We start from the raw sequence: 26,352 nt of genomic DNA, 5'->3' as shown, positions 1-26,352 counted from the left end.
GATTATTGCTCGGGCACTAGGATTTCGCGTTTTCCGACATGGTTTGCCGAGGATACAACGCCTTCATCCTCCATCTGCTCGACCAGTCGCGCGGCCTTGTTATAGCCGATGGCGAGTTTCCGCTGGATATACGAGGTCGAGCATTTGCGATCCTTGATCACAATCGCCACGGCCTGGTCGTACAAGGCGTCCTCGCCATTTGTGTTGCCACCCGTATTCAGGCCCAGAACGGCGTCGATATTGTCGGCCTTTTCCTCGGCCGGGCCATCGACCACGCCGCCCACATAGTCCGGCTGACCGAACTGTTTCAGGTGGGTCACGATCTCTTCGACCTCCTCATCCGAGACAAACGGACCGTGACACCGGGTGATCTTGGCACCGCCCGCCATATAGAGCATGTCGCCCTGCCCCAGCAGTTGCTCGGCGCCCATCTCACCCAGAATGGTGCGGCTATCGACTTTCGAGGTCACCTGGAACGAAATCCGGGTCGGGAAGTTCGCCTTGATCGTCCCGGTAATCACATCAACCGAGGGGCGCTGCGTGGCCATGATCAGGTGGATGCCCGAGGCCCGTGCCATCTGCGCCAGACGTTGAATACAGGCTTCGATTTCTTTCCCTGCGACCATCATCAGGTCGGCCATCTCGTCAACGATAACCACGATATAGGGCATCGCTTCGGGCGCGAATTCCTCGGTCTCAAACACCGGTTCGCCCGTTTCATCGTCGAACCCGGTCTGGACCGTGCGGCTGAACAACTCGCCCTTGGCCAGAGCGTCTTTCACACGGCCGTTGTAGCCTGCGATGTTGCGCACGCCCATCTTGGACATCTTGCGATAGCGATCCTCCATCTCGCCCACCACCCATTTCAGGGCCACAACCGCCTTTTTCGGGTCGGTCACAACGGGCGAGAGCAGGTGCGGAATGCCGTCATAAACCGACAGTTCCAGCATCTTGGGGTCGATCATGATCAGGCGGCATTCCTCCGGCGTCAGCTTATACAACAGCGACAGGATCATCGTGTTGATCGCCACCGATTTACCGGAACCCGTGGTCCCCGCAATCAGCAGGTGAGGCATCTTGGCCAGGTTCGCCACAACGGATTCACCGCCGATGTCCTTACCCAAGGCCAGCGGCAGCGCGTGGTTGCCATCGCCAAAATCGCGGCTGGCGAGGATTTCGCGCAGCACCACCATCTCGCGGTTTTCGTTGGGCAGTTCGATCCCGATCACCGAGCGCCCCGGCAGAGTCGAAACCCGCGCCGACAGCGCCGACATGGACCGCGCGATATCATCCGCCAGACCGATCACACGACTGGCTTTTAAGCCCGGAGCAGGCTCAAGCTCGTACATGGTGACAACAGGGCCGGGGCGGACGCTGACGATCTCACCCTTCACGCCATAGTCGTCCAGCACGTTTTCCAGCATCCGTGCGTTTTCCTCCAGCGCCTCATCGCTGAGGTGGTGGCGCTGAATGCTGGAGGGGTTCGACAACAGCCCCAAGGGCGGCAGTTCAAAATCGGAATGCTTTTCCTCGAAGGACAGCGCTGGCTGTGCCTCGGCCTGCGCGCGGCGCGACGGCTGCGGAGCACGGCGCACGGGCTGCGCGACGACCGGCTTGCGTGGCTCGGCAACCGGAATTTTCACGGCCGGACGCTGTTGCGGCGCGGGTTCGGCCACATCTTCAAACACGGCCTCATCCTCGTAATCCGCGCCGAAATCATCCGCCTGCTCCAAAGGCTCTTGCCAGGCGGTCGCCTGAGGTGCTGACATCATCGGCTCCACCGGCAGACCCGCTGACGTCATCGGAGGTTCAGGCGGCAAGTCGCCAGCCCCGCCTGCATTCAGGATAAGCGGATCGGGGCCCCTGCCGCGCCCTTTGGTCAGCGGCAGGTTCGGATCAGGTTCAGGCGTCATCTCACCGGCTGCGACCTTGCGGTTGCGCACGGCTGCGGAAATCTTTGAGCGAATGCGATCTTCACCCGGCATCTCGTCAAACCCGGCAACAGGCTCACGTTCCAGCAATTCGGGCTCGGGCATCGGCTCTGGCCGGCGGATCAAGGACGGCATCCGCGCAAGTAGACCCGTTTTCACAGGCTCCGGCGACTCGAGCGGGGGTTCGTCGAAAACGGGGTCAGCATAGGCCAGTTCATCTTCAAATACGGCTTCAGCGGCTTCCGCCCTTGCCGTTTTACGCTCGTCCCATTGCGCGCGGCGATCGCGGGCGGCCTGCGCTGTCGCAGCAGCGCCCCGGCCCAGCAGGTTCATCAACCCATCGTAGGATATGACCAGACCCAACAGGAACGCACGGAACCCTTTGCGCACATCATCCTTGGTGAACCCCAGAACAAACACACCGAGCGTCACCATTCCGACCGCCATAGCCAAAGACATCACCTTGACCATGAAATGCGACGAGATCGGCAACAGTGTCAGCAGAGCGCCCATGACCGTATCACCAAAAAGACCACCCAGCCCAAAGCTGTGCGTCGCACGCCACGCCTCGCCCGGGACTAGTGTTGCCGCATACACGGACACAATCGCGATCCAGATCGGGGCAAAGATCAGGCGGGCAATCGCACGTTCTTCGCCAAAGTGACCAGCAAAGCGCACACCCCAGCCGATAAGGACCAGCGCGATGCTCCAACTGCCCCAGCCGACAATCATAAACAGGGGCGCGGCAATCGACGCTCCGATCCGGCCCATCCAGTTCTGCACCGGCGCATCGGTCGACACCATCCAGTTTGGATCGTCCGGCGTGTAGGACCAGATCATCGCGGCTGCGGCCAGCCCCAGCAGGATCAAGGCGATGCCGATCAGCTCTTTGCTGCGCCGTTCAATGGCGGCTTGCGTCGTGCTGTCCAGCAAGGGATCGCGATTGCGCGCGTTATATGATGCCATTTTGCCCTCGTACGTCACGAATAGATGCAGTCGCGGAGCGTGATCAGCCCCCGCTGCAACTCTGTTTTTGGGGCCACCAACGCAACCCGGATAAATTGCTCGCCCGGGTTTTGCCCCGGATCGCCTTGAGAAAGATATGCGCCCGGCAGTACCCGCACACCGGTTTCCTGCCACAGCTTCAATGCGGTTTCTTCGCCATTATCGACTGGTAGCCAAAGGAAAAACCCGGCCTCGGGTGGCATATAGCCCTGCAGACCCGAGAACACCTGATCCGCAATGGCGTATTTTTCCTGATAGAGCGCCCGGTTCTCGGCTACGTGCGCCTCATCCGCCCATAGTTTTGCGGCGGCCGCTTGCAAAGGCAGCGGCAGGGGCGCGCCTGCATAGTTGCGCAGTTGTTTGACCCGTTTGATCGTCTCGGAGCCACCTGCGATCAGACCGGAACGCAAGCCGGCGACGTTGGACCGTTTGGACAGCGAATTGAACAGGGTAATCCGCTCAGGATCTGCACCCAGTTCCTGCGCGACGGTCAGAACGCCGGTCGGCGCCTCATCGCGGTAGATCTCGGAATAGCATTCATCGGCGAAAATACGGAAATCGTACTTTTCGGCCAGCCGGATCAGTTCGGCCCAGTAATCGCGCGACGCCACCGCACCCTGCGGATTGGCCGGGGAACAGATATAGGCCGCAACGGTGCGGTTCAGAACATCTTCGGGCAGACCCGCATAGTCTGGCAGATGACCGGTTGCAGCGGTGGCGGGCACAAATACAGGCTCGGCCCCGATCGAAATCGAGGCGACCATGTAGACCTGATAAAAGGGGTTGGGGCAAAGGATGACCGGTTTCTGCCCATTCTTTTCCTCGGGACACAGCGCCATTGCCGCGTTGTACAGCCCCTCGCGCGTGCCGTTCAGGGCCATGACATTGGCGTCTGGGTCCATCGCCACACCATAGCGGCGCTTGATCCAGTCGGTGATTGCGCCACGCAGCGCGGCGGAGCCCTCATTCGGGGGGTAACCCTGAAATCCGGCCGCATTTTCCATGATCACATCCGTCACCCATGTGGGAAAATCGTGCATGGGCGCGCCGATGGTCATGTGAATGACATCTCCGCCCGGTTGGTGATGATCCAACAGGGTGCGCAGACGCGGGAAAGCATATTCCGGTAGGTTCGAGAACCGCTCGGGAAAATTCATAACTACTGCCTCAATGCCGGGATCGTTTTCGCCCCGTTTTTTGGCAGATTACAGGTCGGATTCCGCTTCGTCCAGACAAAGCGACGGCGAATCAGGGGATTGTGGCATTCACGCCAGAGCCGTTTCGACCGCCGCGCCCACCCTCAAAAGCGCTTCTTCCGATCCCGGATACCCCATCATCATCAACCCGCACCCAGCCGTTCCCGTCGGAACGGTCAGCGCCGCCAACCCCATCAGATTTCCGATCCGGGTGTTGCGCAATGCCAGCAGGTTCTCGGTGACGTAATAGTCATGATCCGTCATCAGCCTCTCAAGATTCGGGGGAAGGATCGGCGCGGTTGGGGCCAGCACCGCATCAAAACCGGTTGTTGCTGCGTCCCATGCAGTCCGGCAGGCTTTCAACCGGGACCAGGCCGCGATGTAATCCGGCCCCGAGACGTTCTTGCCCGCGCGGAACCGCTCCAGAATCTCTGGGTACATTGCGTCCGGGTTGGCCTCGATCACATCGCGCCACAGGCCATAGGCTTCGGTCGTATAGAGGATACCGGACAGGCTCATGGCGTCGTTCAGTTCGGGCACCTCCAGCGGGACAATCTCGGCCCCGGCCTCTCGCAAACGGGCAAGGGCAGATTCGTAAGCCGCGCCCGGACCATCCCGAAGATCATCCTTGGCCACGTTGTGCAAATCGGCGAAACGGCGGCCTTGCAGCGTAGCACCGCGCAAGTCAGCAGGCGTGCCGCCTTCCAGCAGAGCCAGCAAATGGGCGGCATCTTCCACCGAACGCGCCAATGGGCCAATCGTATCAAACCGCAAACACAGGGGCACAGTCCCCTCAAGCGTCACGCGTCCAGCCGTGGTCTTCAGCCCAACGAGGTTGTTCCAGGCAGAAGGGATGCGGACCGACCCACCCGTGTCTGACCCAATACCGCCCGCAGCCAGCCCCCACGCGACCGAGGCCGCAGCGCCAGAGGAAGACCCGCCCGGCACAGCGTCCACATCGTCGATACAAGGCGGCGTCCCGGTGATCGGGTTCAAACCCAGCCCGGAAAAGGCCAGCTCGCTCATATGGGTCTTGCCCAGACAAACCGCCCCCATCGCCGTCGCGTTTCTGACAACAACGGCATCCGTTTCAGGGACGCGCCCTTTCAAAAGGGCTGATCCGGCTTCGGTCTTCGTTCCGGCAGTATCGAACAGGTCTTTCCAACTGATCGGCACCCCATCCAGCAGGGACCGGCGCAGGCCCAGTTTGGCCCGCGCACGCGCGGCCTCAGCCTCGGCCCGAGCGCGTGTTTCGGTAACGCGGGCATAAATGCGGTCCCGGTGAGGGTGCGCGGCGATCGCAGACAGATAGGTTTCGGTCAATTCAACAGGGTCGATCTGGCCCATGCCAATGCCTCGGCCCAGATCACACGCGGTCATGGTCAACCAATCCTGCATCCCTACCCCCTTGGAAAAAATCGCTTTGAGGGACGGTAGCGACAGGACCGCACATGGACAATCCCGAAAGGGCGCGCATATTGCACCGCATGGAACACACGTCCGATATCCTGATCGTTGGTGGCGGTCTGAACGGCCCCGCCTTGGCACTGGCATTGGCTCAGACAGGGCATACCGTCACGATCGTCGACACCTTGGCCCAGAAAGTTCGGAAAAACGCCGCGTTCGACGGGCGTGCCTATGCGCTTGCGCTGGCCTCTCAGCGCTTGCTGCAAACGATTGGCGTGTGGGACCGTGTCGCCGAACACGCCCAGCCGATGCTTGAGATCAAGGTCACCGATGGGCACGCAGGGACCGGGCCATCACCCTTCTTCATGCATTTCGATCACGCCGAGATCGAAGAAGGCCCAATGGGATACATGGTCGAGGACCGTCATCTGCGCCGCGCCTTTTTGGATGCGATGGACCCAGACAGCAACATCACTCAGATCAGTGGCAGAACAGTCATTGCGCAGGATCAAGACGCAACGGGTGTTACCCTTACTCTGGATGATGGCTCGACCCTGACAGGCAGCCTGCTTGTGGGCTGCGATGGCCGCCGCAGTGGTACGGCTGCGCGTGCAGGCATCAAGCGCAGCGGATGGGATTACGGCCAGACGGCGCTGGTCTGCGCCATCGAACATGACCTGCCCCATCACGGTATCGCGCATCAGTTCTTCATGCCACCCGGTCCGCTTGCGATCTTGCCATTGACCGGCAACCGCAGCTCGATTGTCTGGAGCGAACGGACCGACACCGCAAAACGCATCAACGCCCTGCCCGAAGGGGAATATCTGCAAGTCCTGCGCCCTCGCTTTGGCGACTTCCTCGGCGATATCAAACTGGCCGGGGATCGGTTCACCTATCCGTTGAACCTGACCATCGCGAACGTTTTCATTGGCGAACGAATGGCCCTAGTCGGAGATGCCGCGCACGGCATGCACCCGATTGCCGGTCAGGGGCTGAATGCCGGGTTGCGTGACGTCGGCGCGCTGGCCGAGGTCCTGACGCTGGCCGGACGGCGCGGCGAGGATATCGGATCGGTTCTGGTGCTGGAGCGCTATCAGGAATGGCGCCGATTTGACACGGCTGCGCTGGCCATGGCGACGGATGTGTTCAACAAGCTGTTTTCAAATGACAACCCCCTCTTGCGCGTTGGGCGCGACATCGGGATGGGGATCGTCGGATCACTTCCGGGCCTGCGGCGGGGTTTCGTGCGCGAAGCCGCCGGACTGACCGGGGATCTGCCAAAACTGCTTCAGGGGCGCGCGATTTAATCCAGTTCCCGCGCCTCGTCGACCAGCATCACCGGAATGCCATTGCGGATCGGAAAAGCCAACACTGCAGCCTTTGAAACCAGTTCCTGCTTTTCTGCATCATAGTGCAGGGTTGTCTGCGTCTGCGGGCAAATCAACGCCTCAAGCATTCGGCGGTCAAAGGCATGTTCGGATGTGGTCATTGCAGCTTTTCCTCGCTCGATCCGCCGCGCATGGCGAATTCGATCAGTGTTACCAGAGTTTCGCGACGGGTACGCAGACAGGGCGCCTCTAGCAAGGCTTGTTTTTCTTCCGGGTCAAAGTCCAGCAGCATGGAAAGAGAGTTGACCAGCAACTCATCATCCGCGTCCTTCAACGAGTCCCAGTCGGTCGATAGCTGCCGGGACGAGAAAAACCGCTCTAGCAGCGTCAGAAAGTTTGTGCGGTTGAACCCGTCATCATGTTCAGCCCGGCCCAAATCGCGTTCAAACCCATCCCAGGACACCTGACAGCGACGGTAAGGGGTAAAGGCGTCCAGCTCGGACTTGACGCGGAACCGCGAAATCCCGGTCAACGTAATCAGGTATCGGCCATCTTCGGTTTCCGAAAACTGCGTCACGCGCCCCGCGCAGCCGATCTGGTGCAGCTTGTCATCGTCGCTTTGGCAGGGGTTCGGCTGAACCATCCCGATCAAACGCTCGGGCGTTTTCAAGGCGTCGTCCAGCATCTGCAGATAGCGCGGCTCGAAAATGTGCAGCGGCAGGCGCGAGCGGGGCAACAGCAGCGCCCCGGGCAAAGGAAAGACGGATACCGTTTCCGGCAGGTCAGCGGGATGCATCATGTACCCGAGTGTAGCTCTGATCAGAGATTAGGCAAATATCATCGAGCTGAGTTTGCGCCGCCCGTTCAGAACAATCGGGTCATTTGGCTTGAGCGCATCGAAGATCGTGAACAACTGCGCCTTGGCTGCGCCGTCGTTCCATTCGCGATCCCGACGGAACAGTTCAAGCAACTGGCTGACGGCCTCTTCCACGTCACCATTGGCGTGCAAGGCCTGCGCCAGATCGAACCGGGCCTGATGGTTGTCCGCGTCGGCCTGAACCGCCGCAGTCAGTTCGGCCACAGGACCCGCATCTGCGGCTTGTTTGGCAAGCTCCAGTTGCGCATGCGCAGCCTCTACTTCGGCAGAGGTGGAAATTTCGGCAGGGGCACCGTTCAAAATGGCCTCGGCCTGTTCCAGATCACCGGCTGCGATATGGGCACGCACCAGACCTCCATAGGCGGCCGCATGGTTCGGATCCTCACCCAGAATGGCGGCAAAGGTCTGCGCCGCGTCCGCAGCGGCCCCTTCGGACAGCATTTCTTCGGCCGCTTGAACGGCGTCATCCAGTTGCCCGCCCGGGCTTTCGCCGCCTGCCGCTTCGATGACACGGTCGACAAATGCCTTGATTTCGGACCCCGGCAACGCGCCTTGAAACCCGTCAACCGGCTGACCTTTGAAGAAGGCATAGACAGTCGGAATAGACTGGACACGCATTTGCGAGGCGATCATCTGCGCCTCGTCCACGTTGATCTTGACCATTTTCACCGCGCCCTTGGCGGCGGTCACAGCGTCTTCCAGCAGAGGGCCCAGAGTCTTACACGGCCCGCACCACGGCGCCCAGAAATCCACGATGATAGGGGTTTCTTGCGAAGCCTCTACAACGTCGGCCATGAACGTGGCCTCGGACCCGTCCTTGATCAGATCCGCGGTATCGGGGCTGGCTGCACTGTTCAAAAGGTCCATGACACTCACTCTTTCGTTCAAACTTGCGCCCTATATGCAACTGCATAGGGCAGAAACCAAGGGCTGAATTGCCAAATTAGAGATCGAAACTAGCAAAGACCGGAGCGTGGTCACTTGGCTTTTCCCACCCGCGTGCATCGCGCAGGACGCGGCTGGAATGCCCTGCGTTCGAGATATCGGGCGTGGCCCAGACGTGATCCAGCCGCCGACCCTTGTCCGCCGCATCCCAATCGCGCGCACGGTAGGACCACCAGCTATAAAGCTGCCCTTCGGGGATATCCTGCCGGGTGATATCGACCCAGCCACCAGCATCTTGCGTCTCAGCCAGCGCCTCGACCTCGATCGGCGTGTGCGAAACGACCTTGAGCAGTTGTTTATGCGACCAGACATCATCCTCGCGCGGAGCGATGTTCAGGTCGCCCACCAGAATGGATTTTTCGGGCTTTTCAGCATGGAACCAGTCGCGCATGTCGGTGAGGTAGTCGAGTTTCTGCCCGAACTTCTCATTCACCTCACGGTCGGGCACATCTCCGCCTGCGGGGACGTAGAAGTTTTGGATGGTCACGCCATTCTCCAACCGCGCGGCGATGTGACGGGCGTGTCCGAGGCTGGCGAAGTCCTTGTCGCCCACCTCCTCCATCGGGATGCGCGACAGGATCGCGACGCCGTTATACCCCTTCTGCCCGCGCGCAACCATGTGGGTATAGCCCAGTTCCGCGAAACCTTCTGTGGGGATTTTCTCGACCGGAGATTTACACTCTTGCAGGCACAGCACATCGGGGGCTTCTTCCTGCAGCAATTTCAGCACGATTGGCTCGCGCAGGCGGACCGAGTTGATGTTCCAGGTGGCAAGAGTGAAGGGCATTGGGGAATCCTCTGTCGCGGGTTGGGCAGAGGTTAGCGTGGGTTGGGATGGGGTGCCATGGGGAAAGAGACTGAACGGCAGTTATGCGGACGAAGTGTAGTTTCCTTAAGGCTGCGCGACCGAAACGCTTTCGATCCACCGCCAAAATCGGTAGTTTTGAAACGCAAAAGCACCCAATCAAAGCGCATTTTCCGTGGTTTATGTTTCGAAAGTCAATCGCAGCCGTGCGGCATCCAAAACTTCTCGAGCAAACCTCTTGGGATAACGCAGCACAACCGCTTCGGCGCTCAGATCGAGCATACCTCTCGCTTTGAGAAGGTGGTAGCCGTCGGACGGCTGACCCTGAAGAGCCAAGTCGGCCAGAGTCTTCTCCACACCAACTCTGGCGATCTTTTGCCGGGTCCGGCTCAGTCTAGTTGTCTTACCCCGCTCTTCACTAAGCTCGTTTTCCAATGCGGTGATACTTTTCCAGAAGTCCAGGACAATTGGATCATTAGGATCGTCAATGTCTTTTAAAGCTCGAACTTCGATAAGACGTCTTCGAGCCGCGTCTTCGACTTCTTTGACCTTTTCCCTGTTCGCATTGGAAATCCAATTCCGTAGCTTTTTTTCATCGTCGCAAATTGCAATGATATTGGGGAGTTTCTGACTTTTTGACATCATGAAGTCCCGTTACTCAAGGCGTAGCGAGATGCTCTGGAAAAGATGCTGTTCGCGCTGCTTATCTTCACATTGCCCTGCTGAAGAACGTATCCTCTACTCTCCATTATTTGCCTAACCATATGACCCATCATCTGCTTCATTCGATCCTGTTTCGCGAGGTCGCCAAATCGCTCAAGAAGAAAGGGCGATAGCGGCTCAATCGCGGGACGGGAAAGATATGTTGCTGTTTCCATACGGATAAGGTTCTCAGGATTGACCAAGAACTCCCAAATCTCTTTGCCGCCCTCGTTGGCAAACGTTGTACTGTAGCGTCCAGCGTTGTAGTTTATCATTTTCTCCCCCACACAAGACCCTTCTTAAATAACGCGTCTTAGGAGGTGTGTCTATAGCGATCTGTGATTTCACATCGACGATCCAACAAAACCATTGAAAAATCTTGTGCCACAAGCCTTTGACAAAACTCCCTTTTGTTTTGCCCCGTTTTTTGCCCTTGATTGATGAGCGGACATTCATGCAATCCGCAGCACCTGTCAAATTAAGCTCAAACCCGCCCCCTCCCCCAAAAAAAGCCGGGCCAAAGGCCCGGCAGTCCAACAGGGAGGTACATGTCATAACCCGGACATGCACGGGCTGGGAGTAACTTGATTTACCCTCAGAGTATCACTTTGATCCGAGTCAATCCACCAAAGGTTACGAGACCAAGCGATATCCGCCGGACTCTGTGACCAAAAGGCGCGCGTTTGAGGGATCAGGCTCGATCTTCTGGCGCAGGCGGTAGATGTGGGTTTCCAGTGTATGCGTGGTCACACCGGCGTTGTATCCCCAGACCTCATGCAGCAGCACATCGCGGGCGACCACCCCATCGGCCGAGCGGTAGAGGAACTTGAGGATGTTCGTCTCTTTCTCGGTCAGCCGTATCTTTCGGTCATCTTCGGTGATCAGCATCTTCATCGCAGGCTTGAAGGTATACGGCCCCAAAACAAAGACCGCGTCTTCGGATTGCTCATGCTGGCGCAGCTGGGCACGAATGCGGGCTAGAAGGACCGGGAATTTGAAAGGCTTGGGAACGTAATCATTGGCACCGGCATCAAGGCCCAGAATGGTATCGGCGTCGCTATCATGCCCCGTCAGCATCAGGATCGGGCTTTTGACACCCTGCTTGCGCATCAGGCGGCACAGCTCGCGCCCGTCGGTATCCGGCAAGCCCACATCCAGAATGACCAGATCGTAGATCGCTTCGCGGGCGCGCTCCATGGCGGACTGCCCGTCGGACGCCTCGAACACGTCGAAGTCTTCGGTCATCACAAGCTGCTCACTCAGAGCTTCGCGAAGGTCTTCGTCGTCATCCACCAGCAGGATTTTCTTAAGCTGTGCCATATCTGGTCCTCCTAAGCCTTTTCCACCACTTGCGCGCGAAAGATGCAATCAACAAGGTTTGCTGCAATCGTCTCACGCCCTCGTGTCCGAGGATGAGGAAATGTTTCACATTTCTGCTCGATCAGGCTACAGGAAGGGCTGATCGTTACAGGGTAACATGAATGAGTCTTATCCCGGATATCTCGGAACTGCTTGCACGCGCCCGCGCAGACCTGCGAATGGGCGTGCCTGTCGTGTTGACGGATGACAGTGGCTTTAGCGTTCTTGCAATCGCGTCAGAAACACTGAGCCCCCAACGCCTTGCGGATTTACGAGGGCTGGGAGGCGAACCTGTCGTTGCCATAACCGTGCGACGTGCGGAAACGCTCAAGGCACGGGCGTATGACGGCGACCTTGCGCGCGTCGTCATACCTGCGGACGCCGACATTGGCTGGGTACAAGCCGTCGCCGACCCGTCCGATGATCTGAACGCGCCGATGAAAGGCCCGCTGATGACGCAACGTCAGGGCGGCGCCAACCTACACCGCATCGCCATTGCACTGACCAAATCCGCGCGGCTGCTTCCTGCAGCCGTCGTAGTTCCCATTGACGACGGACGCACCTTTGCAGGCGCACATGGCCTGACCTGTATTGACCATACGCGGGCAGCTCCGCATCTGGCGGACCGCAGCACCCTGAACGAAGTGGTGGCAGCGCGCTTGCCGATGGAAGTGTCCGAGGCCGGACGTCTTCATGTCTTTCGCCCGGACGATGGCGGTGAAGAACACTACGCTATCGAAATCGGACGTCCTGACCGCAATAAGCCCGTATTGGCCCGTTTGCACTCGGCCTGTTTCACGGGTGACCTCATGGGCAGCCTCAAATGCGATTGCGGCCCTCAGCTTCGCGGTGCCCTTGCCCAGATGGGATCAGAAGGGGCGGGGGTGCTGTTGTATCTGAACCAGGAAGGGCGCGGCATCGGGCTGGCCAACAAGATGCGGGCCTATTTCCTTCAGGATCAGGGCTTCGACACGGTCGAGGCCAATCACCGACTAGGATTCGAGGATGACGAGCGGGACTTCCGTCTAGGTTCGGATATCCTTAAATCGCTGGGCTTCAGTTCTGTCCGGCTTTTGACCAACAATCCGGCCAAGATCGCGATGATGGAAAAGACGGGAATCGCGGTAACCGAGCGCGTTCCGCTCAAGGTTGGTGAAACTGCTCATAACCGCGAGTATCTGGCGACCAAGGCGGCAAAGTCGGGCCACTTGCTGTGACCCCATTTGACCTTGTGCTTACACCTCGCGGCATTCGGTTTGCAGGGCGCACCTTGCCATGTTCGATCGGCAAGGGCGGGCTGAGCAACACCAAGCGCGAAGGCGATGGTGCGACACCAACCGGTGTGCACCGTATCGTCGGGATGCTTTACCGACCCGACCGGATCACGGCGCCAACGCCCTGGGCCATTCCGATTGGACCCTGCGATCTGTGGTCAGATGACAGCGGCGACGATCGCTATAACCAACTTGTCAGCGTACCCTACCCGTTCAGCCATGAAAAACTGCGCCGCGCGGACCCGTTATACGATCTGGTCCTGCTGACCGACTGGAACTGGCCCAACGCCGTACCAGAGGGTGGCTCTGCAATTTTTCTTCATCAGTGGAGACGACCGGGCTATCCGACCGAAGGCTGCGTCGCGTTTCGTCGCGACCATCTACACTGGATCGCCCGAAGGGTGTCGCCGAACACGCGCCTGATTATTCCTGCGGTTTAACCCGTTCGCCAAAGATCGCGGACCCCACACGCACATGAGTCGCGCCCAGTGCGATCGCCTTCTCAAAATCGCTGCTCATGCCCATGGACAGCCCTGCCAGCCCGTTGCGTTCCGCAATCTTGGCAAGCAGCGCGAAATGCAGCGCAGGTTCCTCTTCGACGGGCGGGATGCACATCAAGCCCATGATCGGCAAGTCCAGAGCGCGACACTCGGCGACAAACGCATCTGCCTCAGCAGGCAGGATACCGGCCTTCTGCTCCTCCTCTCCGGTATTCACTTGTATGAACAGATCAGGGCACGTGCCAACCTCCTGCGCCAGCCGTGCAAGGGTCTTGGCCAGCTTGGGTCGATCCACCGAATGGATGGTGCTGAACAACTCTATCGCTTGGCGGGCCTTGTTTGTCTGCAATGGTCCGATCAGGTGCAGATCAATGTCGGAATAGTCCTGCATAAAGTCCAGCCACTTTCCGGCGGCTTCCTGGACCCGGTTTTCGCCGAAACAACGGTGCCCTTCGTCCAGAACACTGCGAACGCGCTCATTCGGCTGAACCTTTGACACCGCTATCAGCTTGACGGAGCCCTCCGGTCGCCCTGCGGCAGATTCAGCTTTTTGGATACGGGCGGCGATATCATGCAGCGACATGGGGGTCCTCAATCAGTTTGGGGCAGGAAAACACCATGTCAGCCCAAAAGAAAAGGGCAGGTCCGAAGACCTGCCCTTAAACCTTGCGGTTCAGATCAACTTAGAAGTTGAACTGAGCACCGAAGTCAGCACGGATGGTGCTGTCTGCGCTGCCGACTTTGGTGTCGCCGATACCACCGCGCAGCGATGCACCGCCACCCAGGTCGTAGATTGCGCCGATACCATACTGACGGGTGTCACCATCAGCCGAACCGTCACCGTAAGCGAAGGTCAGAGTGGTCGCTGCGCCAACGTTGTAAGCTGCCGACAGGCCGTAGAAGGTGTCGTCGGTTGCGTCACCATTTGCGCGAGGCGCGGTGTCGCTTTCGTCACCAACAAACAGGGTGCCCGAGAAGTCGCCCCATTCACCACCCAGGGTGAAGACCAGCAGTTCGGGGTCGATGCCGAACGAGCCACCATCGGTCTGACCGTAGGCCAGAGCAGCGGTGATGTTGTTGAAGGTGTAGGTTGCGCTGATGTCCCAGCGGTCTGCATCTTCAGGAACGCCACCGAATGCAACGGTTGCTTGGTCATACGATGCGCCGAATGCGAAGTCGCCAACTGCGTACTGGAAGAACACAGCGTTGGAACCCGAACCGGTCGACGAGTAACCCAGGAAGCTATAGTCAACACCCGAGTACTGACCAACGAAGTTTTCCAAGCCCGGCTCGTTACCGTAGTAATTTGCCAAGTTGTCAAAGGCACCTGCGACGTTGCCCGCGTCAACACGCAGACCACCGTAGATGACCGAGAAACGTGCGCCGTTCAGACCGGCACTGTTTGCTTCGCCGTTGCCGGCGTTTTCGTCAGCCTGCAAACGAACACGAGCCGAGAACTCAACGCCGCCATCAGTTTCGACGACGCCGTCGATGTTCAGACGGAAGCGCGAGATCAGGATGGTGTTGTCGGTGTCAACAGTAGTAGAGCCAGTGTTAACATTGGGGTTGATGCTGATCGCACCACTGGTGGTGGTGGTGGTGGTGGTGGTGAAGTTCGGCACCGAACCGGTGCGGTCTTCTTGGTATCCAATACCAAAGCGGCCGTAACCGCTAAAGCGTACGTCGGCCGCTGCAACACTTGCGGTTGCGATCAGAGCGGTCGATGCGAAGAGAACTTTTTTCATCTTGTTTCCCTCGGTTTCAAAGTTTTCTACTCGACATATGCCTCAGCACATGTCTCAGCACGAGAACCGTTTCGCTCTTTTTGCCCCCTTCGCGCAAGGTCGGCATAATTAGGCAGGCTGCATTGGCAACAGATTGGTGCAAGGATGCCACAGTCCGTTTTCAGCCCCAAAGCGTCTGCAATACCGTCGAAATGTGACAATAAGAGGGTTGTTGCCGAACTGGACCTTGTCTAGGAGTATCACTGAACGAACGAGACCAAGTGGAAACAGGACCAGTCGACGATGCGCCTGCAGACGATTATCGGTTTGATCATAGTGACTGCCGCGGTGTCGGCCTGCGGACAGAATCGAGGGGCCGCGCCGAACCCTGATCTGCTTAATACAGACAGCGGCCGTTCAAGCGAACGCGAACTGAACGACCCTAACCGTTCGACCATCTGGGATGTGTTCGACACCAGAAACGCAGAGCAAGTTACAAATGTGAACAGGTATCTGTGGGCAGCATCCCTTGATGTGCTGAATTTCCTGCCGGTTCAGGAAATCGATCCATTTACGGGTGTGATTGTAACGGGTTACGGGACACCTCCGGGTGGTGGACGGTCCTATAGGGCCACGGTTCACATAAGCGATCCTGCGCTGGCGGCGCGCTCGTTGTCGGTGGCCTTGCAGTCCAGCGGCGGTGCTCCGGTCAGTGCCGCGACCACCCGCGCGGTCGAGGATGCCATCCTGTCCCGCGCCCGTCAGTTGCGCATTGCGGACAACAAGCTCTAGCAACCCGCCGAAAATCACAATATTACCACGCCGGGCTCTGACCCGGCGTTTTCATTCACGAAGGACCGCACGATGTCGCGCTACTCGGCCAACGAAATCGAAGCAAAATGGCAGGAAGCCTGGGACAAGGCCGGGATTTTCACCGCCGACCACAAGGCGGACAAGCCCAAATACTATGTGCTTGAGATGTTCCCCTACCCCTCGGGCCGAATCCATATGGGACATGTGCGCAATTACACGATGGGCGACGTGATCGCGCGGCACAAGCTGGCAACTGGCCACAATGTGCTGCACCCGATGGGCTGGGACGCCTTCGGGATGCCTGCGGAAAACGCCGCGATGGCGATTGGCGGCCACCCCAAGGACTGGACTTACGGCAATATCGCCGACATGCGCGGGCAGATGAAGCCGCTGGGCCTGTCGATCGACTGGTCGCGTGAGTTTGCCACCTGCGACCCGGAGTATTACGGCCAGCAGCAGGCTCTGTTCCTGGATATGCTCGAGGCCGGTCTGGTTTACCGCAAGAACGCCGTGGTGAACTGGGACCCGGTCGATATGACCGTTCTGGCCAATGAACAGGTGGAAAATGGCCGCGGCTGGCGCTCTGGCGCTCTGGTCGAACGGCGCGAACTGACGCAGTGGTTCTTCAAGATTTCCGACTATTCCGAGGAATTGCTGGACGCGCTGGACACTCTGGACAACTGGCCCGCCAAGGTCCGCCTGATGCAGGAGAACTGGATCGGCAAGTCGCGCGGCCTGCAGTTCGGCTTTGAGCGCACCGATGGTGGCGAACCAATCACCGTTTACACGACTCGCCCCGATACGCTGCTGGGCGCTTCTTTTGTCGGTATCTCGCCCGACCACCCGATTGCCAAGCAGCTAGAGGCTGAAAACCCGGAAGTCGCTGAATTTGTTGCGGAATGCCGCAAAGGTGGCACCACGGAAGAGGCGATCGAAACCGCTGAGAAGCTGGGTTATGACACCGGCATCAAAGTAAAACACCCGCTGGACCCGAATTGGGAGCTCCCGGTCTGGATCGCAAACTTCATCCTGATGGACTACGGCACCGGCGCGATCTTTGCCTGCCCCGCGCACGACCAGCGTGACCTCGATTTCTGCCGTAAGTACGGGTTGCCCGTGGTCGATACATTCTTTGCGCTGGAGGACGATACTCCGGTCGACAAGATCGCCTTTGTCCCTCCGAAAACCGAGAAAGTCCGCTGGGTGAATCACTTCGCCGGTCTGACCGAGGCGACGGGCGACGAAGCCATCAATGCTACCGTTGATTTCGCAGAAAAGGCCGGTTGGGGCGAAGGCGTCACCAAATACCGTCTGCGTGATTGGGGTCTTTCGCGGCAACGCTATTGGGGGTGCCCGATTCCCGTTGTTCATTGCGATTCTTGCGGCGTGGTGCCCGAGAAGAAAGAGAACCTGCCGGTTCGCCTGCCCGACGATGTGACATTTGACAAACCGGGCAACCCGCTGGACCGTCACCCTACATGGCGCGACTGCACCTGCCCGTCCTGCGGAGCCCCCGCAAAGCGTGAAACCGACACGATGGACACGTTCGTCGATTCGTCCTGGTATTTCGCCCGCTTCACCGCGCCCCGTGCCGAAACGCCCACCGATTTGGCCGAGGCCGAATACTGGATGAATGTCGACCAGTATATCGGCGGGATCGAGCACGCGATTCTGCACCTGCTCTATTCCCGGTTCTTCGCGCGGGCGATGAACATCACCGGCCATCTGCCGAAAAAGGCTATCGAGCCGTTTGATGCGCTGTTTACCCAAGGCATGGTCACGCATGAAATCTATCAGACCCGCGACGCCAATGGCCGCCCGGTCTATCACCTGCCTGAGGACGTGACCGACGGTAAACTGGCCGACGGTACAGAGGTCGAGATCATCCCATCGGCCAAAATGTCGAAGTCCAAGAAAAACGTGGTGGACCCGGTCAGCATCATCTCGGCCTTTGGTGCTGACACCGCGCGCTGGTTCGTCCTGTCCGATTCGCCGCCCGAGCGGGATGTGGAATGGACCGCATCAGGGGCTGAGGCCGCGTTCAAGCACCTGAGCCGCGTGCATCGCATCGCCTCCGAGATTGCCGAGTCGAACGTTCCGGCCAATGCCGAAGACAAGGCTCTGCTGCGTGAGATGCACAAAGCCATCCATGATGTATCGGGCGGTGTTGAATCCTTTGGCTTCAACGCGTCCATCGCCAAGCTCTATGCCTTCACCAACACGCTGGCCAAATCCAAGGCAGGTGCGGATGCAAAACGTCAGGCTGCCAAGACGCTGGCTCAGTTGATGTCACCGATGACCCCGCACCTGTCCGAGGAACTCTGGCAGTTGCTGGGCGGCGAGGGCTTGGTGGCCACGGCCCCTTGGCCCGTCGCGGATGAGGCGATGCTGGTTGATGACACCGTCACTCTGCCCATCCAGATCAACGGCAAGCGCCGCGCGGAAATCAGCGTGGCGAAGGATATGGATAAGGCAGAGGTTGAAAAAATCGCGCTCAGCACCGAAGCTGTCCAAAAGGCGCTGGATGGCAATGCGCCGAAAAAGGTGATTGTTGTGCCGGGCCGGATCGTGAATGTCGTTGTTTGATCGCAGAACCCTGTTGCTGCTGCCACTGGCGCTTGCCGCCTGCGGCTTTGAACCGGTTTACGCCCCTGGCGGTTCCGGGTCGGCGCTGTATGGCAAGGTTCAGGTTTCCGCACCCAACACCGTAGAAAGCTATTTGCTGGTCCAAAATCTGGAACAACGCCTTGGCCGCAGTGCGGGTTCGGTCAAGAATTACGAACTGAACGTAAACGTGGTCACCGTGACGCGGCGCGCGGCGATCCGGACGACCAACCAAACCGACAGATATACGATTGAAGGCCAGGCCAGATTTGCCCTTAAGTCGAACGAAACAGGTCAGGTTGTGACATCGGGAAATGTTTCGGACTTTGTCGGGTATTCGGCTGCGGGTTCGACAGTTTCGACGCTGGCGGATGAGCGTGACGCCACCGACAGGTTGATGGTGATTCTGTCCGATCAGATCGTGAACCGCCTTTATGCCGCGCCGGGTCTGACCCAATGAAGCTAAGCCCACGCGAGGCTGAGGGGTATTTCGCCAAGCCAGACGCAGGCAAAACTGGCTTGTTGATTTATGGCTCGGATACGATGCGAGTGGCTCTGAAGCGCCAGCAGGTTCTGGCCGCTTTGCTGGGGGCCAATGCCGAAGAAGAAATGCGCCTGACACGTATGGCAGGCGCGGATCTGCGCGAAGATCCCGCTATGTTGTTGGACGCGGTAAAAGCTGTGGGGTTCTTTCCGGGACCGCGTGCGGTTCTGGTCGAAGACGCCAGGGAAACCGTCGCGCCGACAATCCTTTCCGCGTTAGAGGATTGGCGCCCTGAAGATGCGCAGATCATTGTCACCGCCGGAACGCTCAAAGCCAGCTCAAAGCTCCGCAAGGCGTTCGAGGCACACCCGGCCGCCTATGCAACCGGCATTTATGACGACCCACCTTCGCGGGGAGAGGTCGAGCGCATTCTAACTCAGGCCGGATTGAAGAACATCCCACGCGAATCGATGGCGGCGCTAACTGATCTGGCCCTTGCAATCAGCCCCGGCGATTTTGCTCAAACTGTTGATAAACTGTCGCTTTACAAGATTGGCGACAACACGGAACTGACCATTGAAGATGTTGAGGCCTGCGCACCACGCTCGACCGAGGCCGCTCTGGATGACGTCCTGAATGTTGTCGCCGAAGGTCGTGCCGGAGAGATCGGCCCACTGATCCGCAGGCTGCAATCGCAAGGCACCGAGGCCGTGGCCTTGTGTATTGGAGCGACCCGGCATTTTCGCACGCTATACGCTTGCGCGTCGGACCCGGGGGGGGCGGCGCAGGGTATCAACAAGATGCGTCCCCCGATCTACGGCAAGCGCCGGGACCGAATCGTTCGGCAAGCGCAAGGTTGGGGCGCGCACAAACTGCAGACCGCCTTGACGGTTCTGACCGATACTGACCTGACGCTTCGGTCCGCAGGGCAAAAGGCGCCGGCGATGGCCCTTGTTGAGCGGGCGCTGATCCGGCTTGCCATGCTCGCGCAGCCTCGTTAGCGCGCGCGCTCCAGCCAATTAGCAGCTCCGCGACCTGCCCAGCGCCCTGTCGCCAGACAAGCCGTCAACAGATACCCCCCTGTCGGCGCTTCCCAGTCCAGCATTTCGCCTGCACAAAAAACGCCTGGCACTGACCGCAACATGAGCCTCTCGTCCAGCGCCCCGAGCATGATACCTCCGGCCGTCGAAATCGCCTCATCCATCGGGCGCAAACCGGCGTGGTCAATGGGTAGACACTTGATTGCGCGGGCCAATTGATCCGTCGAACGATCGCCGCTCGTCGCCATTTCATGAAACAACGCGACCTTTTGCGGCGACAGGCGGAGCGTTTTCCGGAACCACTGCGATAGGGTGGTCTTGGGCTTTTTCGCCGACAGCCGGGTTTTCAAGACGGCTTCGTCCAGATCGGGAACCAGATCAACGAACAAAGGCGCCCCATCGCGCAATGCCGGGGTCAGCGAATACAGCCCACCACCTTCAATCCCCTTTGCCGAGATCGTGGCCTCGCCACGGCTCGTCATGTGTCCGGCCATCCAGCGCACCGACTTTAGCGCGGCCCCAAAATGAGGCTGCATGTGATGGCTCCAATTCACGGACACGGCAGAGTTCGCAGGTTGAAAAGGCGCAAGCTCAACCCCTTTTGACGCCAACAAATGTGTCCAAAGACCGTCTGATCCCAGACGCGACCAGCTTGCGCCGCCCAGTGCCAATACCGTGACATCCGCTGAGGTATTTTGACGGCCTTGCGCAGTCTCAAACACAAGAGCCTCACCGTCCCATCCCACCCATTGCCAGCGCGTTTTGATCTGAACACCTGAGCTATCGAGCCGACCCAGCCAAGCCCGCAAGAGCGGTGACGCCTTCATCGCTGTTGGAAAGACCCGCCCTGTGGACCCGGTGAACAGCTCTTGCCCCAGATCACGCGCCCAAGCCTGAACATCAGCCGCGTTGAACTCTGCGAGCATCGGGCGCAACCAATCCGCAGCCGGGCCGTAGAACGACACAAGAGTGTCCAACGGCTCGTCCTTTGTCAGGTTCAAGCCCGACTTGCCGGCCATAAGAAACTTACGCGCGACCGAGGGCTTGGCCTCAGCCACCAGAACATCATGGCCCGCGACGGCCAGTTCTTCGGCCGCCATCAGGCCAGCGGGTCCGGCCCCGATCACAACTGCCTGTGCCATTTCTGTCCCCTTGCCTTCTGCGACGTCCAGCGCAACCCTGACCGCGCCATGTCGAACAGTGACCCTATCTGCCCGCTTTGCGACCGCCCGATCCCAGACGGGGACGGCAGCCTGCACCATCTGATCCCAAAACTCAAAGGGGGCAAGGGCGGGCCGACCGTTTTACTGCATGTAATTTGCCACAAAGAGGTCCACGCAACCCTGACCGAGAGCCAGTTGGCGCGCGAGTTCAATACCGTAGAGGCTTTGCGCGCTCATCCAAGGCTAGAAAAATTCCTGAAATGGGTTCGCAAGCGCCCGCCGGGGTTTCGCTCAAAAGTGCCGGGTCGCAGGCGGGCGCGATAGTCAACCGGGCCAAACTCTGTCCCCGAACGGGTCATGTACCGGGGACGAAAGCCCGCTGACCTCCAGCCCGCGATAGTCCGGAGAGGGGGCGAAAGTTCCACCGGCAACGTGCTGAAACTCCAGCGTGGTATATGGCCTTTTCCAAAGCCATTCCCGGTTGTCGGCAGCCCACAAATCCTCATTCGGGGGCGTTTCATCCGTAAAGGCATAGAAATGCAGGTCAAACCCGTATTGCGCGACATCCTGCATCGACAACAAGCGCATCCCCTGCCCACGGCAAAACGCATCCTCGGCGGCGATATCGCCCGTGCGCAATGTGATCTGACCAAGGCGCGCTTTTGCAAACGGGTTTGACGGATTGGCCGCATTGTCCGGGCGATTGCCTTCAAAATCCCACTGCAACAGTTCAATCACGAACCCCTCGGGGTCCCTCAGATGGCACATGTAACCGATATCCAGAAATTGCTTCGGGTCCGAAACCTCCCCCCCCCTTTTGGCGCAGGAAGGCCGCAGCCAGATCCACATCCGGTACGGTTATTCCGATCTTCCAATATCGTTGCCCCTGATCGTGGCTGTATTTGCCGCCGCCCGGCATCATGACCACGTCGGCATCAGGGCCACCATAGCCCACACGCTGGCAGACGCCCTGAGCTTGGGCCGTCATGCCAAGAACATCGCGGTAAAACGTCGACAAGCGCTCCGGATCGGAAACGCGCAACCGAAGGGCGGATAACCTCATTCGCACAGCCATGCGATACCCTGCGCAATCCCGGGATCGGCCTGCACGCTGTCGGAAACCAATTCAAGCGCCGTTTGCATCAGCAGGTCAGGCTCAACAACGCGATCAACCAGACCAAAGGAATACGCCTCTTCCGCAGTGATCTTTTGCCCTGCCATCAGAATCATCTTGGTGCGGGCCGGGCCTATCAATGCCGCCATACGCTTTGGATCCGAGGGCTGTGGCAGAAAACCCAGTTTCATCACCGGGTAAAAGAACTTGGCCGATGGCACTGCGATGCGCAGATCGCAGGCCAGAACCATGCCGTTGGCACCGCCAGCCAGTGTGCCATTCAGCGCAGCAACCGTCAGACACGGCAAAGCAGCGATGGCGCCGGACAAACGCTCCCACAGGTCCGAGGTCGCAAGGCCCGCGCGCGCTTCGTCCAGATCGGCACCGGCACTGAATACCTTGCCCGCACCAGTCAGGATCAGGGCACGCGCGTCGGTTGCGTTTTCGGCTATTTCGCACAGCTCGGTCAGCATGGTCCAGGTCAACGCATTAGCCTTGTCCGGGTTATTGAGAGTGACGGTCCACAATCCGTCAGTCTTGGTCAGTTGGATCACGTCAGCCCTACCCTTTGCCGAATGTCTGCGCGCCTTAGCGAAATTTCAGTTCCCAAAAATTCATCCGCATCCTCTGAGCACATCCAAAGCAACGCGCGGGCCGGCCAGTCAGCCGGGATATGATCGCTCCAATCCAGCTGGCTTACGGCGTTGATGCCGCTTGCCTTGATGGCACGCTGCATGTCGGTGGCGACGGTTCCCGGCGACAATCCCATCGCGCGGATGCCGTGAATGGCTTCTTCAAGATGCAGACACTCGGTCAGCATCTTCGCGCCTGCTTTCGAGGCGCAATAATGGCTCCACGCCTCGATAGGGTTTGACGCCGCGCCAGAGGATACGGTCAGCACCGTACCGCCACCGGCTGCCCGCATCACGGGCAGCGCTGCGCGCATGCCGTAAAAGACGCCCTTCAGGTTGATGTCGATCGCCGTGCTCCACGCCGCGACATCGGCGCTGGACATGTGAAAGATCGGGTCGATGACACCCGCATTCCCGACCAAAACGTCCAATCCGCCGAACCGGTCCACGCAATCGGCAACGGCTTGTTCCACCTGCGCAAAATCGCTTACGTCGCATTGCAGCGCCATTGCGTTTTCGCCCAGCGCCTCGGCCAAGGTTGCAATTTGATCGCGGCTGCGCGCGACCAGAGCGACGTTTGCCCCGGCTGCGGCAAAAACACGCCCTGCCTCGGCCCCGATGCCGCGGCTGGCCCCTGTAATCAGTACGGTTTTCCCTTGCATGTGAACCCTGTATCTCCGTTGTCTTGAGAATGTGTGAACCTCTACCGCGTGAACGGGGAAAGGGTCCACCCCTTGCCCCTTGACGCCCGACGCCACAGACACGACCATGCCCGCAAGATTTATCAAGAAGGGTTCTATAATGTCCGTTTTTCTTCGCCGCAGCTGCGGCGCAGTATTTGCCTATGCCATCGTGACTCAGGGGGCGCTGGCCGATCTAACCGCGCAGGATGTCTGGGACGACTGGCAGTCCTACCTGACCCAGATGGGCTATACTGTTTCGGGTGAGCAATCCGTAAACGGCAGCGTGACCAGCGTCACTGACATGACCGTGTCGATGTCGCTGCCGGAAGAAGACGCAGCCTTTCAGATGCGTGTGCCAGAGATGATCCTGACCGAAAACGGCGACGGAACAGTCAGCATCGATTTCCCCGAAAGCTTCCCGATGACCGTATCGGGCGAAGGCGAAGGTGAAACTTTCTCGGCCGATATTCTTTACACCCATAACGGTCTTGAGATGGTCGTCTCGGGCTCGTCCGAGGATATGACCTATGACTATTCGGCGGCCTCTCTGGGCATCAAACTGGATGGCGTGAACGTCAACGGCGAGGAGATGCCCAGCGCTATCTTGGGCGCAGACATGGAAATGACGGACCTGACCGGCAGTTCACGGATGAAGGTTGGTGAAAATCGCGATGTCGATCAGACATTCAAGGCGGGTGGGCTGTCCTATAGCCTGGCGTTCGACGATCCCGAAAGCGACGAAACGGCAAAGATCGACGGCAACCTACGCCAGCTTGATTTTGAAGGCACCAGCGTGATCCCGTCGGATTTTGACGTCACGGATCCGCAAGCCTTTTACGATGCCGGGTTCGAGTTTTCGGGTCTGTTCACCTACGGCTCTGGCACAACCGCGATGGAGGGCACCAGCGATGGCGAGGCGTTCTCGATGGGCAGCGAGTCCGAGGGGGGCCGCTTTGCCGCAAGTTTTGACGCGCAACGGCTGGCCTATGACGTCGAGCAAAACAGCGCAAAACTGGCAGTGACAACCGCAGACCTTCCTTTCCCGATCGAAATTGCGATGGCCAATGCCGGGCTGAAATTCGAGTTCCCCGTGCAGCAGTCCGAGGAAATCCAGCCCTTTGGATTTGCCATCAACATGACCGACTTCACCATGTCAGATGTTTTATGGAGCATGTTCGATCCGGCAGGCGCTCTACCGCGTGATCCGGCCACGATTTCGATTGATACCTCAGGCACAGCCAAGATCCTGACCAACTTCTTCGACCCCGAAGCTGTTGAATCGCTGGAATTCGCCGAAGAAGCACCGGGTGCGCTGCACTCTCTCAAGATCAACGAACTGCTGGTGTCGCTGGTTGGCGCAAAGCTAACCGGCGAGGGGGATTTTTCCTTCGACAACAGCAACACCGAGGAGTTTGATGGCCTGCCCTCACCGTCGGGCGTCGCAAACCTGACGCTGACCGGGGCGAATGCGCTGATCGATACGCTGATCGGCATGGGTCTGCTGTCGGACAGCGACGCGATGGGCGCGCGGATGATGATGGGTCTGATGGCTGTTCCCGGCGAAGAACCCGATACGCTGAACTCGAAAATCGAGTTCACGGAAGACGGCCAGATTCTGGCCAATGGTCAACGGATCAAGTGATGATAGAGGGGCGATGCTCAGTAAAACCGGAGCTTCGCCCACTATCTGCCTCAGGTCTGCAAGTCTAACTCGTGGACCAGAGCTCGTGCTATACGCCGTCCGGTGGTTCGACCATTAAAATAGGCGGGTGTTGGCAGATCCTTGGCGATGCTCTGCATGTGGAACCGGTACATCCCTTCATAAAATTTAAAGTTGGTCTCACACAGAAAAAACCTCCCGGTTTCCGCGCATGGAAGGATGTCATGCGCGTAAAGCCCAACGCCCACAGCATCCTTGACGCTCTTCGCGATGTCACGGATTTGGTCAACATTGGGTTTGATCAGCAGGTCGTGAAAATATGTCAGCATTTCAGCATCAACCGGCGTACCCCGGGTTCGGACATTGAGTCCCTCTCCGGCTCTTATCCACGAAAACAAAACCTGCTCTCCTACTGCCATGGCGCGAATGGATATATGCCAAGGCTCACCTTTGTATTCGTATCTGCAATTGATGTAATCGGTATTGTACCGCGAGGAATCCAGTTCCCTTTCGTCACTCACGAGTTGAACCGGAACATGCGCGTTTGACACTTCGTTTGAAAAAACAGTGCGGAAACTGTCACCCGCTTCAATCAACTTGGGCATGGGAACGCCGGCGGCAGTCAAAACCTTGTTCTGGCGGACTTTGTGGCCAATGACTCGCCCATGTTCAACGGAATGCAGGACCTTGTGACCCAGAGCCGCAAGCTCTGCCTCACGCGCGCGCAGCCAGTCTACTTTTTGATGCTGAACGGCGAAAAGCTCGTTGTAGTGCAGCAAAACACAGCTTTTCGGATCGGTCGTCGGTCCGCGCTCAATCAGTTCCCGGAAAGGTAAAACTTCAGCAGGGACTTGCAGCTTTGTTAGAACCCTCGTGAACTGGCTGATAATATTGTTCGACCCTTTGCCCGTGGCAACCACATGAGGTTCATCAAAGTCGACAACAAAAAACTGGGCCAAACCGCGCACTCCTAGCTCTGAAAATTTTTGCAATTGATAGCGATCCGATGACTCCATAGTCAAACCGCCATATTGGATAGAGCGTACGACGACACCATTTGCACCACTCTTTGATTTCCTGATCCACTGATACCCGGCTTCAGGTCT

General features: G+C 58.7%; 27 protein-coding genes. 9 read left to right on the top strand and 18 right to left on the bottom strand.

Translation table 11 applies throughout. From position 1 onward, the window contains the following. Window positions 1-2 precede the first annotated feature (2 nt). The 3 genes from ACR0LH_RS16820 to ACR0LH_RS16810 all read right to left on the bottom strand — a co-directional run bounded on the left by ACR0LH_RS16820 (window position 3) and on the right by ACR0LH_RS16810 (window position 5,530). Window positions 3-2,897 carry a DNA translocase FtsK gene (locus ACR0LH_RS16820; protein WP_480721774.1) on the bottom strand — a complete coding sequence of 965 codons (2,895 nt, stop codon included), beginning with the start codon at window positions 2,895-2,897 and terminating at the stop codon, window positions 3-5. Between the two features lie 14 nt (window positions 2,898-2,911). Beyond that, entirely contained in the window at window positions 2,912-4,093 is a 1,182-nt protein-coding gene (locus ACR0LH_RS16815) for an aminotransferase class I/II-fold pyridoxal phosphate-dependent enzyme (RefSeq protein WP_480721772.1), read from the bottom strand. A 108-nt stretch (window positions 4,094-4,201) separates the two neighbouring features. Then, entirely contained in the window at window positions 4,202-5,530 is a 1,329-nt protein-coding gene (locus tag ACR0LH_RS16810) for an amidase (protein ID WP_480721771.1), read from the bottom strand. A gap of 53 nt (window positions 5,531-5,583) precedes the next feature. Here ACR0LH_RS16810 and ACR0LH_RS16805 point away from each other — a divergent pair, with 53 nt between their 5' ends. Continuing rightward, on the top strand, window positions 5,584-6,846 hold the full coding sequence (locus ACR0LH_RS16805; RefSeq protein ID WP_480721769.1) for an FAD-dependent monooxygenase: 1,263 nt from the start codon (window positions 5,584-5,586) through the stop codon (window positions 6,844-6,846). On the opposite strand, the gene ACR0LH_RS16800 is transcribed toward ACR0LH_RS16805, so the two are convergent. The 7 genes from ACR0LH_RS16800 to ACR0LH_RS16770 form a co-directional block, all read right to left on the bottom strand. After that, window positions 6,843-7,028 carry a Trm112 family protein gene (locus ACR0LH_RS16800; protein ID WP_480721767.1) on the bottom strand — a complete coding sequence of 62 codons (186 nt, stop codon included), beginning with the start codon at window positions 7,026-7,028 and terminating at the stop codon, window positions 6,843-6,845. The two genes, ACR0LH_RS16805 and ACR0LH_RS16800, sit on opposite strands and share 4 nt — an antisense overlap. Continuing rightward, a complete protein-coding gene (locus tag ACR0LH_RS16795; protein WP_170644945.1) occupies window positions 7,025-7,666 on the bottom strand; it encodes an LON peptidase substrate-binding domain-containing protein in 642 nt (213 codons plus the stop codon). The genes ACR0LH_RS16800 and ACR0LH_RS16795 overlap by 4 nt, the downstream gene beginning before the upstream one ends. Window positions 7,667-7,693: 27 nt before the next feature. Continuing rightward, window positions 7,694-8,611 (bottom strand): thioredoxin family protein, encoded by a 918-nt coding sequence (locus ACR0LH_RS16790; RefSeq protein ID WP_170485766.1) that lies wholly within the window; start codon window positions 8,609-8,611, stop codon window positions 7,694-7,696. Window positions 8,612-8,687: 76 nt separating this feature from the next. Further along, complete coding sequence (locus ACR0LH_RS16785; protein ID WP_170559952.1) at window positions 8,688-9,476, bottom strand: exodeoxyribonuclease III; 789 nt, start codon at window positions 9,474-9,476, stop codon at window positions 8,688-8,690. Window positions 9,477-9,674: 198 nt separating this feature from the next. Further along, a complete protein-coding gene (locus ACR0LH_RS16780; protein WP_480721766.1) occupies window positions 9,675-10,136 on the bottom strand; it encodes a hypothetical protein in 462 nt (153 codons plus the stop codon). Continuing rightward, window positions 10,136-10,471 carry a hypothetical protein gene (locus tag ACR0LH_RS16775; RefSeq protein ID WP_170485769.1) on the bottom strand — a complete coding sequence of 112 codons (336 nt, stop codon included), beginning with the start codon at window positions 10,469-10,471 and terminating at the stop codon, window positions 10,136-10,138. The genes ACR0LH_RS16780 and ACR0LH_RS16775 overlap by 1 nt, the downstream gene beginning before the upstream one ends. 358 nt (window positions 10,472-10,829) lie before the next feature. Next, entirely contained in the window at window positions 10,830-11,516 is a 687-nt protein-coding gene (locus tag ACR0LH_RS16770) for a response regulator transcription factor (protein WP_170415695.1), read from the bottom strand. A 161-nt stretch (window positions 11,517-11,677) separates the two neighbouring features. On the opposite strand from ACR0LH_RS16770, the gene ribA reads away from it, so the two are divergent. Together ribA and ACR0LH_RS16760 are read left to right on the top strand one after the other, a co-directional pair. Then, complete coding sequence (gene ribA / locus ACR0LH_RS16765) at window positions 11,678-12,772, top strand: GTP cyclohydrolase II (protein WP_480721764.1); 1,095 nt, start codon at window positions 11,678-11,680, stop codon at window positions 12,770-12,772. Then, complete coding sequence (locus ACR0LH_RS16760) at window positions 12,769-13,269, top strand: L,D-transpeptidase family protein (protein WP_480721763.1); 501 nt, start codon at window positions 12,769-12,771, stop codon at window positions 13,267-13,269. The genes ribA and ACR0LH_RS16760 overlap by 4 nt, the downstream gene beginning before the upstream one ends. Here ACR0LH_RS16760 and ACR0LH_RS16755 read toward each other — a convergent pair. Then, window positions 13,253-13,912: a YggS family pyridoxal phosphate-dependent enzyme gene (locus ACR0LH_RS16755; protein ID WP_480721762.1), complete on the bottom strand. Its 660-nt coding sequence runs from the start codon at window positions 13,910-13,912 to the stop codon at window positions 13,253-13,255. The two genes, ACR0LH_RS16760 and ACR0LH_RS16755, sit on opposite strands and share 17 nt — an antisense overlap. 100 nt (window positions 13,913-14,012) lie before the next feature. Beyond that, complete coding sequence (locus ACR0LH_RS16750) at window positions 14,013-15,074, bottom strand: porin (protein ID WP_480721761.1); 1,062 nt, start codon at window positions 15,072-15,074, stop codon at window positions 14,013-14,015. A 282-nt stretch (window positions 15,075-15,356) separates the two neighbouring features. Between ACR0LH_RS16750 and ACR0LH_RS16745 the strand changes: the two genes are divergently transcribed. From ACR0LH_RS16745 to holA, 4 genes are all read left to right on the top strand, one after another. Next, window positions 15,357-15,845, top strand: a complete 489-nt coding sequence (locus tag ACR0LH_RS16745) for a DUF3576 domain-containing protein (RefSeq protein WP_170388778.1) — start codon at window positions 15,357-15,359, stop codon at window positions 15,843-15,845. Between the two features lie 72 nt (window positions 15,846-15,917). Beyond that, window positions 15,918-18,452, top strand: a complete 2,535-nt coding sequence (gene leuS, locus ACR0LH_RS16740) for a leucine--tRNA ligase (RefSeq protein ID WP_480721760.1) — start codon at window positions 15,918-15,920, stop codon at window positions 18,450-18,452. Next, window positions 18,439-18,930, top strand: coding sequence for an LPS assembly lipoprotein LptE (lptE, locus tag ACR0LH_RS16735; protein ID WP_480721759.1), 492 nt, complete (start codon window positions 18,439-18,441; stop codon window positions 18,928-18,930). The genes leuS and lptE overlap by 14 nt, the downstream gene beginning before the upstream one ends. Next, a complete protein-coding gene (holA, locus tag ACR0LH_RS16730; RefSeq protein WP_480721758.1) occupies window positions 18,927-19,955 on the top strand; it encodes a DNA polymerase III subunit delta in 1,029 nt (342 codons plus the stop codon). Before lptE ends, holA begins: the two co-directional genes overlap by 4 nt. Here holA and ACR0LH_RS16725 read toward each other — a convergent pair. Further along, window positions 19,952-21,136 (bottom strand): TIGR03862 family flavoprotein, encoded by a 1,185-nt coding sequence (locus ACR0LH_RS16725; protein ID WP_480721757.1) that lies wholly within the window; start codon window positions 21,134-21,136, stop codon window positions 19,952-19,954. The two genes, holA and ACR0LH_RS16725, sit on opposite strands and share 4 nt — an antisense overlap. Window positions 21,137-21,184: 48 nt before the next feature. Between ACR0LH_RS16725 and ACR0LH_RS16720 the strand changes: the two genes are divergently transcribed. Continuing rightward, entirely contained in the window at window positions 21,185-21,481 is a 297-nt protein-coding gene (locus tag ACR0LH_RS16720; RefSeq protein ID WP_170415711.1) for an HNH endonuclease, read from the top strand. Here ACR0LH_RS16720 and ACR0LH_RS16715 read toward each other — a convergent pair whose 3' ends face one another. Genes ACR0LH_RS16715 through ACR0LH_RS16700 form a run of 4 tightly spaced genes read right to left on the bottom strand, consistent with a single transcriptional unit; the run spans window position 21,482 to window position 23,565 of the window. Further along, window positions 21,482-21,925, bottom strand: a complete 444-nt coding sequence (locus tag ACR0LH_RS16715) for a VOC family protein (protein WP_480721754.1) — start codon at window positions 21,923-21,925, stop codon at window positions 21,482-21,484. Continuing rightward, complete coding sequence (locus tag ACR0LH_RS16710; RefSeq protein WP_480721753.1) at window positions 21,888-22,220, bottom strand: VOC family protein; 333 nt, start codon at window positions 22,218-22,220, stop codon at window positions 21,888-21,890. The genes ACR0LH_RS16715 and ACR0LH_RS16710 overlap by 38 nt, the downstream gene beginning before the upstream one ends. After that, entirely contained in the window at window positions 22,217-22,825 is a 609-nt protein-coding gene (locus ACR0LH_RS16705; protein ID WP_480721751.1) for an enoyl-CoA hydratase/isomerase family protein, read from the bottom strand. The genes ACR0LH_RS16710 and ACR0LH_RS16705 overlap by 4 nt, the downstream gene beginning before the upstream one ends. Next, window positions 22,822-23,565 carry an SDR family oxidoreductase gene (locus tag ACR0LH_RS16700; RefSeq protein WP_480721851.1) on the bottom strand — a complete coding sequence of 248 codons (744 nt, stop codon included), beginning with the start codon at window positions 23,563-23,565 and terminating at the stop codon, window positions 22,822-22,824. The genes ACR0LH_RS16705 and ACR0LH_RS16700 overlap by 4 nt, the downstream gene beginning before the upstream one ends. Before the next feature lie 139 nt (window positions 23,566-23,704). On the opposite strand from ACR0LH_RS16700, the gene ACR0LH_RS16695 reads away from it, so the two are divergent. Further along, window positions 23,705-25,228, top strand: a complete 1,524-nt coding sequence (locus tag ACR0LH_RS16695) for a DUF2125 domain-containing protein (RefSeq protein ID WP_480721750.1) — start codon at window positions 23,705-23,707, stop codon at window positions 25,226-25,228. A 50-nt stretch (window positions 25,229-25,278) separates the two neighbouring features. On the opposite strand, the gene ACR0LH_RS16690 is transcribed toward ACR0LH_RS16695, so the two are convergent. Next, a complete protein-coding gene (locus ACR0LH_RS16690; protein ID WP_480721749.1) occupies window positions 25,279-26,205 on the bottom strand; it encodes a hypothetical protein in 927 nt (308 codons plus the stop codon). Window positions 26,206-26,352 lie beyond the last annotated feature (147 nt).

The organism is Ruegeria sp. CL6 (assembly GCF_056536465.1).
The sequence above is the reverse complement of the archived record's forward strand: the minus strand, read 5'-3'. Positions and strand labels throughout refer to the sequence as shown.

What these genes read in the sequence shown, in the direction of transcription:
- ACR0LH_RS16820 (WP_480721774.1), bottom strand. Translation starts at nt 2,897, where the DNA reads ATGGCATCATATAACGCGCGCAATCGCGATCCCTTGCTGGACAGCACG.
- ACR0LH_RS16815 (WP_480721772.1), bottom strand. Translation starts at nt 4,093, where the DNA reads ATGAATTTTCCCGAGCGGTTCTCGAACCTACCGGAATATGCTTTCCCG.
- ACR0LH_RS16810 (WP_480721771.1), bottom strand. Translation starts at nt 5,530, where the DNA reads ATGCAGGATTGGTTGACCATGACCGCGTGTGATCTGGGCCGAGGCATT.
- ACR0LH_RS16805 (WP_480721769.1), top strand. Translation starts at nt 5,584, where the DNA reads ATGGACAATCCCGAAAGGGCGCGCATATTGCACCGCATGGAACACACG.
- ACR0LH_RS16800 (WP_480721767.1), bottom strand. Translation starts at nt 7,028, where the DNA reads ATGACCACATCCGAACATGCCTTTGACCGCCGAATGCTTGAGGCGTTG.
- ACR0LH_RS16795 (WP_170644945.1), bottom strand. Translation starts at nt 7,666, where the DNA reads ATGATGCATCCCGCTGACCTGCCGGAAACGGTATCCGTCTTTCCTTTG.
- ACR0LH_RS16790 (WP_170485766.1), bottom strand. Translation starts at nt 8,611, where the DNA reads ATGGACCTTTTGAACAGTGCAGCCAGCCCCGATACCGCGGATCTGATC.
- ACR0LH_RS16785 (WP_170559952.1), bottom strand. Translation starts at nt 9,476, where the DNA reads ATGCCCTTCACTCTTGCCACCTGGAACATCAACTCGGTCCGCCTGCGC.
- ACR0LH_RS16780 (WP_480721766.1), bottom strand. Translation starts at nt 10,136, where the DNA reads ATGTCAAAAAGTCAGAAACTCCCCAATATCATTGCAATTTGCGACGAT.
- ACR0LH_RS16775 (WP_170485769.1), bottom strand. Translation starts at nt 10,471, where the DNA reads ATGATAAACTACAACGCTGGACGCTACAGTACAACGTTTGCCAACGAG.
- ACR0LH_RS16770 (WP_170415695.1), bottom strand. Translation starts at nt 11,516, where the DNA reads ATGGCACAGCTTAAGAAAATCCTGCTGGTGGATGACGACGAAGACCTT.
- ribA (WP_480721764.1), top strand. Translation starts at nt 11,678, where the DNA reads ATGAGTCTTATCCCGGATATCTCGGAACTGCTTGCACGCGCCCGCGCA.
- ACR0LH_RS16755 (WP_480721762.1), bottom strand. Translation starts at nt 13,912, where the DNA reads ATGTCGCTGCATGATATCGCCGCCCGTATCCAAAAAGCTGAATCTGCC.
- ACR0LH_RS16750 (WP_480721761.1), bottom strand. Translation starts at nt 15,074, where the DNA reads ATGAAAAAAGTTCTCTTCGCATCGACCGCTCTGATCGCAACCGCAAGT.
- ACR0LH_RS16745 (WP_170388778.1), top strand. Translation starts at nt 15,357, where the DNA reads ATGCGCCTGCAGACGATTATCGGTTTGATCATAGTGACTGCCGCGGTG.
- leuS (WP_480721760.1), top strand. Translation starts at nt 15,918, where the DNA reads ATGTCGCGCTACTCGGCCAACGAAATCGAAGCAAAATGGCAGGAAGCC.
- lptE (WP_480721759.1), top strand. Translation starts at nt 18,439, where the DNA reads ATGTCGTTGTTTGATCGCAGAACCCTGTTGCTGCTGCCACTGGCGCTT.
- holA (WP_480721758.1), top strand. Translation starts at nt 18,927, where the DNA reads ATGAAGCTAAGCCCACGCGAGGCTGAGGGGTATTTCGCCAAGCCAGAC.
- ACR0LH_RS16725 (WP_480721757.1), bottom strand. Translation starts at nt 21,136, where the DNA reads ATGGCACAGGCAGTTGTGATCGGGGCCGGACCCGCTGGCCTGATGGCG.
- ACR0LH_RS16720 (WP_170415711.1), top strand. Translation starts at nt 21,185, where the DNA reads ATGTCGAACAGTGACCCTATCTGCCCGCTTTGCGACCGCCCGATCCCA.
- ACR0LH_RS16715 (WP_480721754.1), bottom strand. Translation starts at nt 21,925, where the DNA reads ATGTGCCATCTGAGGGACCCCGAGGGGTTCGTGATTGAACTGTTGCAG.
- ACR0LH_RS16710 (WP_480721753.1), bottom strand. Translation starts at nt 22,220, where the DNA reads ATGAGGTTATCCGCCCTTCGGTTGCGCGTTTCCGATCCGGAGCGCTTG.
- ACR0LH_RS16700 (WP_480721851.1), bottom strand. Translation starts at nt 23,565, where the DNA reads ATGCAAGGGAAAACCGTACTGATTACAGGGGCCAGCCGCGGCATCGGG.
- ACR0LH_RS16695 (WP_480721750.1), top strand. Translation starts at nt 23,705, where the DNA reads ATGTCCGTTTTTCTTCGCCGCAGCTGCGGCGCAGTATTTGCCTATGCC.